General features: G+C 60.3%; 10 protein-coding genes and 3 pseudogenes. 5 read left to right on the top strand and 8 right to left on the bottom strand.

The genetic code is table 11. The annotated features are described in order from the left end of the window. Positions 1–3: 3 nt before the first annotated feature. Positions 4–93: pseudogene (locus BN32_RS27615) on the bottom strand (cyanase); the annotation flags it as partial. A 1-nt stretch (position 94) separates the two neighbouring features. On the opposite strand from BN32_RS27615, the pseudogene BN32_RS07865 reads away from it, so the two are divergent. The 4 genes and pseudogenes from BN32_RS07865 to BN32_RS07850 all read left to right on the top strand — a co-directional run. Further along, a pseudogene (locus BN32_RS07865) lies at positions 95–634 on the top strand (AAA-type ATPase lid domain-containing protein); the annotation flags it as partial. Between the two features lie 83 nt (positions 635–717). After that, positions 718–4,050, top strand: a complete 3,333-nt coding sequence (locus tag BN32_RS07860) for a transglutaminase family protein (RefSeq protein ID WP_019197601.1) — start codon at positions 718–720, stop codon at positions 4,048–4,050. A gap of 52 nt (positions 4,051–4,102) precedes the next feature. Further along, positions 4,103–6,609, top strand: a pseudogene (locus tag BN32_RS07855) (circularly permuted type 2 ATP-grasp protein). Then, entirely contained in the window at positions 6,606–7,484 is an 879-nt protein-coding gene (locus tag BN32_RS07850; RefSeq protein ID WP_019197600.1) for a transglutaminase family protein, read from the top strand. Before BN32_RS07855 ends, BN32_RS07850 begins: the two are co-directional and overlap by 4 nt. A 27-nt stretch (positions 7,485–7,511) precedes the next feature. On the opposite strand, the gene BN32_RS07845 is transcribed toward BN32_RS07850, so the two are convergent. The 4 genes from BN32_RS07845 to BN32_RS07830 all read right to left on the bottom strand — a co-directional run bounded on the left by BN32_RS07845 (position 7,512) and on the right by BN32_RS07830 (position 10,540). Continuing rightward, entirely contained in the window at positions 7,512–8,084 is a 573-nt protein-coding gene (locus tag BN32_RS07845; protein WP_040425563.1) for a DUF4189 domain-containing protein, read from the bottom strand. A gap of 131 nt (positions 8,085–8,215) precedes the next feature. Beyond that, positions 8,216–8,464, bottom strand: a complete 249-nt coding sequence (locus BN32_RS07840; RefSeq protein ID WP_019197599.1) for a DUF6496 domain-containing protein — start codon at positions 8,462–8,464, stop codon at positions 8,216–8,218. 106 nt (positions 8,465–8,570) lie between these two features. Then, a complete protein-coding gene (locus tag BN32_RS07835) occupies positions 8,571–9,434 on the bottom strand; it encodes a class I SAM-dependent methyltransferase (protein WP_019197598.1) in 864 nt (287 codons plus the stop codon). 128 nt (positions 9,435–9,562) lie between these two features. After that, positions 9,563–10,540 (bottom strand): zinc-dependent alcohol dehydrogenase family protein, encoded by a 978-nt coding sequence (locus BN32_RS07830; RefSeq protein WP_019197597.1) that lies wholly within the window; start codon positions 10,538–10,540, stop codon positions 9,563–9,565. A gap of 105 nt (positions 10,541–10,645) precedes the next feature. Here BN32_RS07830 and BN32_RS07825 point away from each other — a divergent pair, with 105 nt between their 5' ends. Next, the gene (locus BN32_RS07825) at positions 10,646–11,176 is read left to right on the top strand and encodes a winged helix-turn-helix transcriptional regulator (RefSeq protein ID WP_040426127.1); all 531 of its coding nucleotides are present in this window, start codon (positions 10,646–10,648) and stop codon (positions 11,174–11,176) included. Here BN32_RS07825 and fabF read toward each other — a convergent pair. The 3 genes from fabF to BN32_RS07810 all read right to left on the bottom strand — a co-directional run bounded on the left by fabF (position 11,145) and on the right by BN32_RS07810 (position 14,687). Further along, the gene (fabF, locus tag BN32_RS07820; RefSeq protein ID WP_082773517.1) at positions 11,145–12,407 is read right to left on the bottom strand and encodes a beta-ketoacyl-ACP synthase II; all 1,263 of its coding nucleotides are present in this window, start codon (positions 12,405–12,407) and stop codon (positions 11,145–11,147) included. The two genes, BN32_RS07825 and fabF, sit on opposite strands and share 32 nt — an antisense overlap. A gap of 124 nt (positions 12,408–12,531) precedes the next feature. Beyond that, positions 12,532–13,725: an acetyl-CoA C-acyltransferase gene (locus BN32_RS07815; RefSeq protein ID WP_019197594.1), complete on the bottom strand. Its 1,194-nt coding sequence runs from the start codon at positions 13,723–13,725 to the stop codon at positions 12,532–12,534. A 191-nt stretch (positions 13,726–13,916) separates the two neighbouring features. Beyond that, positions 13,917–14,687 (bottom strand): enoyl-CoA hydratase, encoded by a 771-nt coding sequence (locus BN32_RS07810; RefSeq protein WP_019197593.1) that lies wholly within the window; start codon positions 14,685–14,687, stop codon positions 13,917–13,919. Positions 14,688–14,847 lie beyond the last annotated feature (160 nt).

Genomic DNA, 14,847 nt, shown 5'->3' with positions numbered 1-14,847 from the left:
AAGTCAGCCTTCCTTGAAGCCGTACTCTTGCTGATTTCCGGTTGCGCCGTAATATTTGTACGGCAGGAATTTGCCCGACATTGTGATTTGCACGAAACAGGAGGTGAAGCAGGGGCGCTTTCGCGAGGATCTTTACTTCCGGCTCAACGTATTTCCGGTTGAGACCGTGCCGCTACGTGATCGTCGCGAGGATATTCCGTTGCTGGCGCAGCATTTCCTGGCCAGCGAAAGCAGATCGTTCAAGTCCGATCTGCGATTGTCGGAAGGCGATGTGCGCCGCCTGATGCTATATGATTGGCCTGGCAACGTTCGCGAACTGCAGAATGTGATCGAGCGCGCGGCGATCCTGGCTCAGAACGGCCGGCTGCGGATTGATCTGCCGATCCAGCAGGGCGAAACTGAATTACTCGCCGCATCGCGCCGTCCCGAGAATTCACCGCAGCCCATCATGACCGATGATGAAATGCGTGAGCACGAGCGCAACAACATTCTGGCGGCGCTGAAGGTGTCCGGCGGCAAGGTTTTCGGAAAGGGCGGCGCAGCGGAACTGCTGGCCATCAAGCCGACCACGCTGGCGTCGCGGATCAAATCGCTCGGAATTTCGGCACGAAACCTCGATTCGCCAATGCGTTAGGCAGTCCTTGCCCGTTGTTAGCGCTTGATAGCGGCTTGTTCAGGTGTTCTGCTCAAAAAACGAGCCATCGAGGTTGTCGCGTCGTGTCCATTGCCGTCGCCCTGCACCACGTCACACGCTATAAGTATGACCAGCCAGTCAGCCTCGGACCGCAGGTCATCCGGCTGAGGCCGGCGCCGCATTCCCGCACCCGCATTTCCAGCTATTCGCTGAAAGTTCTGCCCGAGACGCATTTCGTCAACTGGCAGCAGGATCCGCAGGGGAACTGGCTCGCGCGTTTCGTATTTCCGGAACCGACACGCGAGTTCAAGATCGAGGTGGGTTTCATCGCCAACATGGCGGTGGTCAATCCGTTCGATTTCTTTGTCGAACCTTATGCCGAAACGTTTCCGTTTCTGTATCCGCCGGATATCGCGGACGAACTCGCGCCATATCTGAAGACCGAACCTGTGACACCATCGCTTGCGCAGTATCTTGCAAGCATTCCGCGCGAACCGACCAACACGGTGAACTTCCTCGTTGATCTCAACGCAAAGCTGCGCGACAGGGTCAGCTACGTCATCCGCATGGAGCCAGGCATCCAGACGCCCGAGGAAACGCTGCAAAGCGGTGCAGGTTCTTGCCGCGATTCCGCGTGGCTTCTGATCCAGGCGCTGCGCCATCTCGGATTGGCCGCGCGGTTTGTCTCGGGCTATCTCATTCAATTGCGTCCCGACATCGACCCGCTACAGGGACCGCGCGAAGTCGAGACTGATTTCACGGATCTGCATGCATGGGCGGAAGTCTATCTGCCGGGCGCTGGATGGATTGGATTCGACGTGACATCCGGTATGCTGACAGGTGAGGGGCACATTCCCGTGGCCGCGTCCCCGCATTACCGAACGGCCGCGCCGATCAGCGGCAACGTCGGTTCGGCGAACGTCGAGTTTGGCTTCGAAATGAAGGTGACGCGCATCAATGAAGCGCCGCGCATCACCAAGCCATTCTCTGATGACTCCTGGCGACGTCTCGATTCGCTCGGCGAAAAGATCGATGCTGATCTGGCGGCGGACGACGTGCGCCTGACGATGGGTGGTGAACCGACGTTTGTCTCTATCGACGATCTGGAATCTGCCGAGTGGAATACCGCTGCGGTCGGCCCGACAAAGCGCGGTATCGCTGACGACCTCATCCGTCGTTTGCGCACGCGGTTCGCGCCGGGAGGCTTGCTGCATTACGGACAGGGCAAATGGTATCCCGGCGAGAGTCTGCCGCGCTGGGCGTTCGGGCTTTACTGGCGCAAAGATGGTGTGCCGATCTGGCGAAATCCGGATTTGATCGCGCCGATGGAAGGTCCGCGCTCGGCGAAGATTGAGCAGGCGGAAAAGTTTGCAGCGCATGTTGCCGAGAAACTGGGCGTGGATGCGAGCAATGTACTTCCCGCTTACGAGGATCAGGCACACTGGTTGCTGAAGGAGAACAGTCTTCCCGGCAACGTTGATCCGAGCGATTCAAAACTGGCGGATCCCGAAGAGCGTTCGCGGATGGCGCAGGTGTTTCAGCAGGGATTGAACGTGCCGCGTGGTTTTGTGCTGCCGGTGCAGCGCTGGAACGCGAAAGCTGCGAGCCGCTGGCGCAGCGAGAAATGGAATTTGCGGCGTGGAAACCTGTTTCTGATGCCAGGCGATTCGCCGCTCGGGCTGCGGCTGCCAATGAGTTCGTTGCAATGGATTCCGCCGGAAGACTATCCCTACATCGTCGAGCAGGATCCAATGGAGGAACGCGGACCGCTGCCGGTGTTCGATGGCGGCTCACCACCACCCGAACCGGCCGCGCGACCTCCCGTATTCGACGACGGCTCGCAGATGGGCGTCGCGCCGCGTCAGTTCATCCAGGAGCAGCAGGTTGGGGACGGCAAGGGCGGTGTCCGCACGGCCTTGTCGATCGAAATCCGTGACGGGATTCTGTGTGCGTTCATGCCACCGGTCGAGAAGCTCGACGATTATCTTGAATTGATCGCCGTGGTCGAGGCGACCGCTGAGGACATGAAACTTCAGGTTCATGTCGAAGGCTATGCGCCGCCTTACGACCCGCGTGTCGAGGTGATCAAAGTCACCCCTGATCCCGGCGTGATCGAGATCAATGTTCATCCGGCAAAAAACTGGCGCGAGATTGTCGATACGACAATCGGTCTCTACCAGGAGGCGGCGCATGTTCGCCTCGGCGCGAACCGTTTTCTGATCGACGGCCGCCACACCGGCACCGGCGGCGGAAATCATGTCGTGATCGGCGGCGGGACTCCTGCGGATTCGCCCTTCCTGCGACGGCCTGATCTGCTCAAGAGCGTGGTGCTGTTTTGGCAGCGCCATCCATCTTTATCGTATCTGTTCTCGGGCATGTTCATCGGTCCGACCAGTCAGGCACCGCGTATCGACGAGGCGCGACACGATGCTCTTTATGAACTCGAAATCGCCATGGCACAGATCCCGCCGAAAGGCGAAAAAGTCCCGCTGTGGCTGGTCGATCGCACGTTCAGGCATCTGCTGGTGGATATTACCGGCAACACCCATCGCGCAGAAATCTGCATCGATAAACTGTACTCGCCGGACAGTCCGACGGGTCGCCTCGGTCTGGTTGAATTCCGCGCGCTTGAAATGCCCCCCGATGCGCGCATGAGTTTGGCGCAGCAACTTGTGATCCGCGCGCTGATCGCAAAGTTCTGGCGCGAACCACAGGACGGTCGTTTTGTGCGCTGGGGCACGACGCTGCACGATCGTTTCATGCTGCCGTATTTTCTCTGGCAGGATTTCAAGGACGTGCTGTCGGATTTGGAAGAGGCGGGCTACGACTTCGAGCCCGAATGGTTCGAGGCGCAGCTTGAATTCCGCTTTCCACTTTTTGGCAGGGTGCAGCACAGCGGCGTGACGCTGGAGTTGCGTCAGGCGCTGGAGCCCTGGCATGTGCTCGGCGAGGAAAGCACCGGCGGTGGCACGGTGCGTTACGTGGACTCCTCCGTGGAGCGCCTGCAGGTCAAGGTCAGTGGTCTCGTCCAGGGACGGCACGTCGTCACCTGCAATGGCCGTCGCTTGCCGCTGACAGATACCGGGCGCTCAGGTGAGGGCGTTGCCGGCGTGCGCTTTAAGGCTTGGCAACCATCGTCCGGGCTTCATCCGACCGTCCCGGTTCATGCGCCACTGACCTTCGATATTATCGATACTTGGAATGGACGCTCGCTCGGCGGCTGCGTCTATCACGTCGCTCACCCCGGGGGGCGCAGCTACGAGACCAAACCGGTCAATAGCTACGAAGCTGAGGCGCGGCGGCTGGCACGGTTTCAGGATCATGGCCACTCGCCCGGCCCAATATCCGTGCCTTCCGAGGAAAGAACCCTCGAATTTCCCCTGACTCTGGACCTCCGGACGCCACCCCCGCATTGAGGCCGCCGCCATAATCGGCGAAATTATCGCGGAAAGCAGAAAGCGAGTCGGGATGGCGGACACGAGGAACGGAGAGACCGGATCGCGGCGGGTGCAGCAAGACCTTCTTGACTGCACGCGTGGTTACACACCACTCCCGGGAATCCCCGACGAGTTTCTCGACGCCAAAGGCGAGCCCCGTGAGGTCTGGGCACGGTTCTTTGATGCGTTCTCCACGCTAGCGCCGGGCGAAATTGAGCGCCGTTTTGCGTCCGCCGATCAGCACATGCGCGAGGCTGGCGTTACCTACCGGACGCCGGGGGACGCGGCAGACCGGATGTGGCCGCTCAGTCACCTGCCTCTGCTGATCGATGAAGCCGAATGGAATCAGATTTCGCAAGGTGTCGCCCAGCGGGCAGAGCTTTTCGAGCAGATTTTGCGCGATCTGTATGGCGAAGGCCGATTGATCGCCGATGGGGCGTTGCCTGCGGCCGCTATCGCAGGAAGTTCAGAATATCTGCGCTCCGTCAGCGGCGTGTCGCCGCCCGGTGGCCAATATCTCAATCTCTATGCCGCCGACATCGGCCGTGGCCCCGACGGACGCTGGTGGGTGTTGAATGATCGCACACAGGCGCCATCCGGCGCGGGCTATGCGCTTGAGAACCGGCTGGTGTTGTCGCGCGCGCTGACAAACCTCTACACATCGATGAATGTCGAACGAGTCGCGCCATTTTTTGAAGCGTTCCGCGATAGTTTGCGAGGAATCGCGGATCGCGACGAGCCGCGCATCGGCCTGTTGACGCCCGGCAATTTGAGCGAGACGTACTTCGAACACGCCACGCTGGCGCGCTATCTGGGATTTCTTTTGGTGGAGGGCGACGATCTCGCGGTGAGCGAGGATCGGCTGCATGTTCGCACCGTTGCAGGTCTGAAACGGCTGGACGTGCTGTTGCGGAGGGTCGATTCCAATTCGCTCGATCCGCTCGAACTCGACGCACGATCCATGCTTGGTGTGCCGGGTTTGATCGATGTCGTCAGAAAGGGCGGTGTAGCAGTGGCCAACATGCCCGGATCCGGCGTGATGGAAGCGCGAACGTTGCTGGATTTCTGCCCAGCCTGAGCCATCGCTTCTTCGGCGAAGGGCTGAAGATGCCGCATATCGCGACGTGGTGGTGCGGACAAAAATCGGCGCGCGAGGAGGTGCTGTCGCGGCTCGACGAAATGGCAATCGAAGGCGCTTATGGCCAGTCGGTGCCCGGATTTCCCGGGCGTGGTCCGATTATCGGCGGCTCGCTGTCCAGGGAAGAGCGCGCACAACTGGTAGACGCCATCAATAAGCGCGGGATCGATTATGTCGGGCAGGAGATGGTGCGCCTTTCCACCACGCCGGTCTGGGACATGGGACACATCTCTCCGCGTCCGTTCGTGCTTCGGGTGTTTGCTGCCGCGACACCAAACGGCTGGACCATTCTGCCGGGTGGATTTTGCCGTATCGCCGATCAACCCGATGCGCGCGCCGTGTCTATGGGTGAGGGTACCCGAGCGGCCGACGTCTGGGTGGTGTCGGAGAAGGAAGTCGCCACCTCGACATTGCTGCCGCCCAGCGATTCCGTTCGCATAAAGCGCATCGCCGGGTGGGTGCCTAGCCGCGCAGCGGACAATCTGTTCTGGCTCGGCCGCTATCTGGAACGCGCGGAAGCTACGCTGCGGCTGGTGCGCGGGCTGGGTGGCGCGTTGCGCGAACCTGGCAAGGGCCCGTCGCCTATGCAGCCGGTGATCGAACGGATTCAGCGGCTGCTCGTTGCCTGGGGGGCGACCACGCCCTCGGCGCGCGCCAAGCTGGCTACTACCGCCGCGCAGTCGTTGCAGGCGCACGACAAATTCGGCTCCGCGCTCTCGCTGGTTCGCTCGGCGCAGCGCACGGCAAGGACGTTGCGCGAGCGGCTGTCCCCCGACGCATGGCATGTCATCACCGGCATGGTGGAGCGTCTGTCGGAAAGGGCCGAGGACGACGAGGCTCTGCTGGAGGCGGCGGAATGGACGCTGCAGTCGCTGGCGACATTCGCAGGCCTGGCGCAGGAGAACATGAACCGCGCGGCTGGCTGGCGCTTTCTCGAAATGGGGCGACGCGTCGAACGCGCGATCAACACCGCGCGTTTTGCCCGCCAGTTCGCCTATGACACCGCGACGGGCGAGGACCTTGATCTACTGCTGACCCTGGTCGATTGCCAGATTACCTATCGCTCTCGCTATCTGGTGGGACCACTGCTGGCACCGGTACGCGACCTCGTGGTGTTGGATACATACAATCCGCGTTCGGTGGCGTTTCAGATCGCCGCGCTCAATGAGCACATCGCCAGTCTTCCGAGCATGCGAGAAGGCGGGTTGATTGATCCGCCGCATCGTCTCGCTGTGACGCTTCAAGCCGCGATGACGGCGGGTGAGGCAGAGGCGTTCGACACCAAAGCCCTGTTCGCGCTCGAGCAAAATTTGCTCAACCTCGCCGATGCCATCGGTTCACATTATTTTCCGCATGGCAGTAGCGCATTGCGCCCGGAGAAGCTGACGGGGTTCGCGTGATCTACGACATCCGTCATGTCACGACATATTCCTATGAAAGCCCGGTCAGCTTCGCACGGTGTTCGCTGAGGCTCGAACCAAAAACTGGCGATGGACAGCAGTTGATCTCGCATAGCGTCGAGATCAAGCCGATTCCATTGGAACGAACGCTCAGAACCGATTTTTTCGGTACCCGCACTGAAAGCATTGTGATCGAGGCTGCCCATCGCGTTCTGCGTATCGATGCGCGCTCGCGCGTGGACGTCGCGCGCATCCCGCCATCTCGGGATATGAAATCTCCGCCTTGGGAGAAGGTGCGCGAGGCGGCCTTCACGACGAACGACCTCGCGGCAAGTTCTCCGGTGGGTTACCTGTTCGCAAGCCCGCTGGTGCCGATCCTGTCACCGATCACCGACTATGCAGCGGCGAGCTTTTCGACGGCAGGTGGAATTTTCGGCTCAGTGGCAGACCTGATGCGGCGGATCAATCAGGACTTTGTTTACGACTCCAAAGCGACGGAAATCGCGACGCCTTTGCAGGACGTTTTCAAGAAGCGGCGCGGGGTGTGCCAGGATTTCGCACACATCATGATCGCAGGGCTGCGCGGTTTGGGACTCCCGGTGGCCTATGTCAGCGGGTATCTGCGAACCACCCCGCCACCAGGGCGCCCGCGGCTTCAGGGCGCGGATGCGACGCATGCATGGGTATCGGTCTGGTGCGGTGAGGAGCTTGGCTGGATGGGTTTCGATCCGACCAACGATCTGGTGATTGGCAACGATCACGTGGTTCTGGCTGTGGGTCGCGATTATACGGATGTTTCGCCTGTCGATGGTGTGATCGTCGGATCGCGCAAACAAAAGCTCGCCGTGGCGGTGGATGTGATCCCGGCGGAATAAAATGCGCGGCCCATTTACGCGAGGCGATCAGCTCTTGTGGCTGCCGTCGGCGCAGAACGAAGCGCGGATGTTGCAATCTGCCGCGCTGCGGCCCTCCTTGCGGCAGCGTGCCGAGGCAGCATCAATGGCCTGGCCAAGTGTTGCGCCTTCGGCGGTGTAGGCTCCCCAATAACGGGTTCGGCGGATGCGGGTCGTATAGAAGGCCATTGCGCCGCATTTGGTGGTTGAGGAAATCTTGCAGCCGCGGCCGCCGTTGTTGACGCACAGGGTCAGCGCGCGCGCCTCAGCCTCGTCGCGCGTCGTCTTTTGCCAAACAGCCCCCCATGCTCCGCGTGCCGCGAAACCGATAGCGGCCCACTGCTCGGCAGGCGGTGCTGGAGTTTTAGGCTTGAGCGATTCAAGACGTATCTTGGCGATTGGGGCGAAGGTCCCGTTTGGATATTTATCGAGATAGGCCGCTATCTCAGCGGGATTCCGAGAGTCCTTCACCGAATTCCAGAAGGTGATTTCGGCGCTGGAGTCGGTCTGTGCGAAGGCTGTTGCGGGTTGCGAGAATAAAGCAACCGCAAGCGCCAGCGCACACCAAATCCCGCGTCGCATCTCCTCGCCCCGTTTCGAGTTTGGCGCAGACTAAAAGCCCGTTTTGGCCTTGTCGAGCGGGCGGGATCGCGTTCCTGCGGATAACCCCTTCCTTCGGTTGTGTTGTCCGCGTTGTGTGGCTTTCATGAAAGTCAGTGAGCGGGGGACACGTTACTTTTTCGATCGCTTGCGGCTTTCTTTGCTGTTTTCGTTGTGCGGGATTTCTTCTTCGCGGGCACTTTTTTCCCTTCCTTTCGTGCTTCCGAAAGGCCGATCGCGATTGCCTGCTTTCGGCTCTTGACTGTTTTGCCTGATCTTCCGCTCTTCAACGTGCCCTTTTTTCGCTTGTGCAATGCACGCGCGACTTTCTTCGTCGCTGCTTTGGAATACTTTCGCGCCATGACCGTCTCCGCATTGCCCCGACCTTCGATAATCGCTTCCGAAGGCGATCGGTTCCGATTCGCGGGTGAGCAGGGATGGCGGAGGCAGTGTGACGATGCCGGAAGGCTAGCGGCCGTTTGCTGCAGTCACTATCCAGATCGAACCGCCGAGTGGGACCGTATCGCCCTTTTGATGCGCAGCGAGCGCAGCGCGAAGCGATTGCGTCGTCGCCTCGATTTTATCTGGCGGCTGGTTCTCAAGCGCGCGGCTGGTGGGGCCGATGGCAAGGGTTGTCTCGATGGCTGCTTCGAGCCCGCGGCCGGTTGCAATATCGAGCAACAGGTCGATTCGTTCCATACCGATGGCGGTAAAGCCTGCCTCGCCTAGGATGCGGCGAACTCGGTCTTCGCTGGCGAACGAGAATGGACCCGGATCCTCCGGCTTCATTTCCGGGAGCTTAGGAACATGTTTGTACGCTTCCTGGAGGCCGAGCATCATCCAGGGATTGTCGCGCGGCGTGCGCCAGCAAGCGAACGCAAGGCGGCCGTTCGGACGCAAAGCTTTGCGCATGTTTGCGAAGGAGTCCGATGGCTGCGCAAAAAACATGACGCCGAAACGGGAAAACAGCAGGTCGGCGTTCGCCGGGGCAAATGGATGCACTGTCGCGTCGGCCAGAACAAACTCGACCGGCGCCCCTGCCGGTGCAAGCTCCCGGGCCCGGCCCAGCATCGGCTCCGAAATGTCGACACCGATAACGCGCCCTGTGCGACCGACCTCTTTCACGAGATCGAAGGAGGTAGCTCCGCAGCCGCAGCCGACATCGATAATGGTTTCCCCGGTCTTGACGGTGGCGCGATCGATCAGGACTTCAGACACGGGCCCAAGGACGACATCCTGAAGCTGCTGCCGGTCGGTCCAGTGACGGCCGGCTGGACCGTTCCAGTAGGCGATTTGATCGGCGTTGCGGTCGTCGATGGCAGGTTGGGTCATGAGGCACTCCGGTGACGCCCGTTCTTTTCTAGGCCAGTCCGGCGGTGCTGAACAGGAAAGCCTGCCATGCATCGCCGGTTGGCCGGGGTGCCTTATCGAGGTCCAGCCGTAAGTTCCGCAGCGTGGTCTCAGGAGCCTTTGAAAAGGATTTTACCGGTACCTTTGGCGGCGTGCGAAATCGCGGCTGCGGATTCGATCAGCGGATAGGTTGCTTCCACCGGCGTGAAAATCGTTCCGTCCGCGACCCACCCGGCCATCTTCTTCTGAACCTCAACAACGCGCGCCGGCGTGCTCTTGTTGAACCAGTTCAACAGCCAGAAACCCTTGAGCGTAAGGTCGCGAAAGATGTTCGGCGCCGTGAAGAAGGGACCCGGCCCGCCGCTCATCACGCCATAAGCGACCAGTGTGCCGCCATTGGCCAGGCAGTCGTTCAGTGGCATCAGGCCCGGTCCACCGACGCTATCCAGCGCTAGCATGATCTTCGCTTTGCCTGTCGCTTCCGCAACCCGCTTGGCCAGATCAGGGCCTTCTACCAGAACCACATCAGCGCCGAGCCTTTTCAACTCGTCGACGAGTTCGGGGCGGCGCACGATGCTGACGGTATGGACTCCCATATGTTTGGCGATGGCGATGACCGCACGACCGACCCCCGAGTTGCCGGCGCTCTGGATAATCCAGTCTCCCTTCTTGAGGGAGACATACTCCGTCAACAGAAGGTAAGCAGTCGGAGGGTTCACCATCAGCATCGAGAGCTGCTGTGGGTTCGCGCTGGGTGGCAATGCAAACAGCCCATCGGCTTTGACCTTGCTGCGCGTCAGCCAAGTTGATGTCCCCCTTGGGAACAGCACGCGGTCGCCTTCCTTGATTCCAGCGACGCCGGAACCGACTTTGACCACGAGCGCCACACCTTCAGAACCGACAGGTGCGGGCAGTTTTGGCTTCACGCCATAAAGGCCACGCATCAGCACGAGATCCGAGGGGTTGATCGGCGAGAATTCCATATCGACAACGATTTCGCCGGCTCCGGGGGCGCCCGGATCGGGAATAGTGACGGTTTCAACTACTTCCCATGGCTTGCCAAACGCATTGAGTTGAACGCTGTGCATGGTGTCCTCCCAAAATCGCCGCTTTGCGACCGAGCCACAAATGTTATTCTTAGTCCAATATGACAACTAGTCTTGATCAGCAACTAAATGAAGGAAATGACTGGTATGCGTGAGCCCTCATTCGTCCGGTTGAACTGTTCGATCGCGCGGGCGCTCGCGATGCTCGGCGATTCATGGTCCCTCCTGATCCTGCGCGACGCGCTGGCAGGCGTTCGTACGTTTGAGGGTTTCATGCGCGGTCTTGGCATCGCGCGGAATACGCTGACCGACCGGTTGCGGCACTTGGTTGAAGAGGGGATGCTGGCGCAGATGGATGTCGGCAAACGCGGAACGCGGTTCGAGTACGTTCCGACACAGAAGGCAAAGGAATTTCAGGCCCCGCTGATGGCGATCATGCAATGGGGCGACCGCTGGGTATCCGGACCCGGCAACGAACCGGTCATTGCTGTTGATCGCGAAAGCGGTGCGCCGATCAAGCCGCTGGTTGTACGAACCGCTTCAGGCCGGCCTGTGTCGTCCGACGAACTGATGTACAAGCCTGGACGTGGTGCGACGACCGCGACGCGGGACTATCTGCTTGCGAAGAACAACCGAGTGGCAGCCACTACCACGCCCGGAATAAAACGCTCGCGTTGACTCCGCCGAAACCGAAGCCGTTTGACAGCACATGCTCTATGGCCATAGGCCGCGCGGCACCACGCACGAGGTCGATGCCTTCCGCGGCAGCATCTGGGTGATCGAGATTGAGCGTGGCTGGAGCGATCTGATCGCGCAGCGCCAACACTGAGAAGATGGCCTCAAGCCCGCCTGCCGCACCAAGCAGATGACCGGTGGCGGATTTTGTGGAACTGACTGCAACCCGTCCTTCCGTGCCGAACACAGCCTTGATCGCTGCGAGTTCACCATTGTCGCCGACCGGCGTCGAGGTCGCATGAGCGTTGAGGTGCTGAACCTCGATCGGCGAGATGCCGGCCTGGCGCAGGGCAATTTCGATCGAGCGGCGAGCGCCGTCGCCATCTTCCGGTCCGGCCGTCATGTGGTAGGCGTCGGATGTCGTGCCATAACCAACAAGTTCGGCAATCGGCGTTGCGCCGCGACCAAGTGCGTGGTCGAGCGTTTCGATGACCACGATGCCTGCGCCTTCGCCCATAACGAAGCCATCGCGGTCGCGATCGAAGGGACGTGACGCGCGTTGCGGCTCATCGTTGAAATTGGTGGAGAGCGCGCGGGCAGCGGCAAATCCGCCGAGGCTTACACGATCGATGCACGCTTCCGCACCGCCAGCGATTGCTACGTCCGCTTCACCCGCGAGCAAGAGGCGCGCGGCGTCTCCGATTGCCTGTACGCCGGCTGCGCATGCGGTCACGGGTGCGCCCAGCGGTCCCTTGAAACCGTGGCGGATCGAAACCTGTCCGGCGGCAAGGTTGACGAGAAACGACGGGACGGTGAACGGCGACAGCCGACGCACGCCGCGTTCATCGGCGGTGCGAACCGCATCGACAATGGCGGGAAATCCGCCGACACCCGAGCCGATGATGGTCGCCGTGCGCTCGCGCGAACGCGCATCCTGAGGCACCCACCGGGACTGTGCAATCGCTTCGTCCGCCGCCAGCATGGCGAACTGGATAAAGCGATCCATCTTTTTCTGGTCTTTCTTTTGAACTGCGCGGTCGGGATCGAAGCCGAATTCCGGATCGTCAACGATATCGGGCACGGTGCCACAAGCCTTAACCGGCAGATCGGCGGCGACATTATCAGATAGTGCGCGGATGCCGGACTGACCGGCGATCAGCCGCGACCAGTTGCTCTCGACGCCGCAGCCAAGCGGCGATACGGCACCCATTCCGGTGACGACTATCCGTCGTATGGAGCTGTTTCGTTTCACGATCTCACCACAGGTTGCTGAGAGGTAACGCAGCCCGTTCGCCGGGTGTGCGGCTTCGCGCACCGGCGAAGTTCCGCCGGTGCCCTATTCGAGAGCGCAAAGCCGATCAGCTGAGCTTGCGCTCGACGGCGATGGCGGTTGCTTCGCCGCCGCCGATGCAAAGCGAGGCGATACCGCGTTGAACGTTGTTCTTCTCCATCGCGTGCAACAACGTCACGATAAGCCGCGCGCCGGTTGCGCCGATCGGGTGACCGAGCGCGCACGCTCCGCCATTGACGTTGAGTTTGTCACGCGGAATTCCGAGATCTTTCGCTGCTGCCATCGGCACTACGGCGAAGGCTTCATTGATCTCGAACAGATCGACGTCGCTAACGCTCCAGCCGATCTTCTCGAGCAGTTTGCGGATTGCTGGAATGGGAGCGGTCGTGAACCAGTCAGGAGCCTGGCTGTGCGTCGAGTGGCCCTTGATCTCTGCAAGGATCGGCAGACCTTCGCGTTCCGCAATCGAGCGGCGGGTCAACACCAGCGCGGCCGCGCCGTCGGCATTTGCCGACGAAGCTGCAGGGGTAATGGTGCCGTTGGGGCGGAACGCCGGCTTCAGGTTGGGAATTTTGGCGGGATCGACCTTCAGCGGATGTTCGTCGTTTTCAACAACACGAACTCCTGCCTTTTCCTTGACCGAGATTGGCGCGATCTCTTTCTTGAAAGCGCCACTCTGGACTGCGTTGCGCGCCCGCGTCAGCGTTTCAACCGCGTAGTCGTCCTGATCCTTGCGGCTGAACTGATAGGCTTCTGCGGCGGCTTCGCCAAAGTCACCCATCGAGCGGCCAGTCTCGTAGGCGTCCTCGAGACCATCCATCATCATATGATCGATGATGCGGTCGTGACCGACGCGATAGCCGCCGCGTGCCTTTTGAAGAAGGTATGGCGCATTGGTCATGCTTTCCATGCCGCCAGAGACAACAATGTTTGCCGAACCTGCGTTGATGAGATCGTGGGCCAGCATCGTGGCTTTCATGCCCGAGCCGCACACCTTGTTGATCGTGGTGGCGCCGGTGGCGTCGGGCAGTTTCGCGCCGCGCGCAGCCTGGCGGGCAGGGGCCTGACCTTGTCCTGCGGGAAGAACGCAGCCCATCAGAACTTCGTCGATCTGGTCGGGCGACAGTTTGGCTCGTTCCAGCGCTGCGCCAATAGCGTGGGATCCGAGATTATGCCCGCTGAACGACGAGAGGTCGCCTTGAAAGCGGCCAAGAGGAGTGCGAACTGCGGAAACGATGACGACGGGATCGGACGTGGACATGCAACTGCTCTCCTGGTTCGCGCACGGCGCCTGTCCGTGTTAGATGACACGCATCATATGAATGGATGCGGAAATTGCAATCCGCCTCTGGACAATAAAAGCATGAATCGAGTCCGGACAAGCGGCCTGACGTTTAAAACATGCCTTGGCATGCCAAAACTCGCATGAGTTATTTTCGTGCGTCGGATGAGTTATTTTCGTCTGTCGAGAAATGCCTGCATGTGGCGCTGCGGTTCGCCGGTCAGGAATGATTTTCCGAAGACTTCGACGCTGAGATTGACCGATTCTGTAAGCGGGAGTTCTTCCCATTGTCTCAAGAGCGCCTTTTGGTTTCGCATGGCTTCGGGCCCACATTCCGCGATCGCGGTAGCTGCGGTTGCTATTGCCTGATCAAGATCGGCCTCGGAAACGACCTGATCGACCAGTCCCCAGTTCAGTGCGGTGGGCGCATCGATGGTGGCAGCGGTCAGAATAAGCCAGCGGGCGCGTCCCCAGCCGATCAGTCTTGGCAATAGGGCCGCATGGATCACCGAGGGGATACCGACTTTGACCTCCGGCATTGCGAACTTCGCGTCTTGTGATGCGATCCGCAGATCGCATGCTGCGGCAAACTCGAGTCCGCCTCCAAGACACCATCCGCGCAGACGGGCGATTACCGGCGTTGGAAACTGCCGGACAGCTTCGCAGAGATCACGCAATCCGGTGATGAATTTTTCAGCTGAGGCCTGATCGAGGGTCGCCATTTCCTTGATGTCCGCGCCTCCGATCATGCTCTTTTCGCCCGAACCCCTGATGATCAGGACGTGGATGCCGCGGTCCTTCCCCAGCAATTCCAGCCCTTCGCGAACGCCATGGATCACTGCCGAGTTCATGATGTTGAGTGGACCGGCGTTGGTGATGGTCAATTGTGCAACGCCGTTGTCGCCGCGGGTGACGTGGCAATATTCGTTGATCGTTTGCATTTTTTGAAGCCTGACAGTTGCGAGGGGATGTCAATGTACGCGATGGTGCGCGATCCACTATCTGTCGTCAAATATCGTGCATGGCAGCCATTTTTCCCGCGAAACAGGCGCTTTTATCGGCAAGGCATGTTATTATATGATCAGAGACATCTGATGAGGC

This window comes from Afipia birgiae 34632 (genome assembly GCF_000308295.2).
Classification (GTDB): domain Bacteria; phylum Pseudomonadota; class Alphaproteobacteria; order Rhizobiales; family Xanthobacteraceae; genus Afipia; species Afipia birgiae.
The sequence above is the reverse complement of the archived record's forward strand: the minus strand, read 5'-3'. Positions and strand labels throughout refer to the sequence as shown.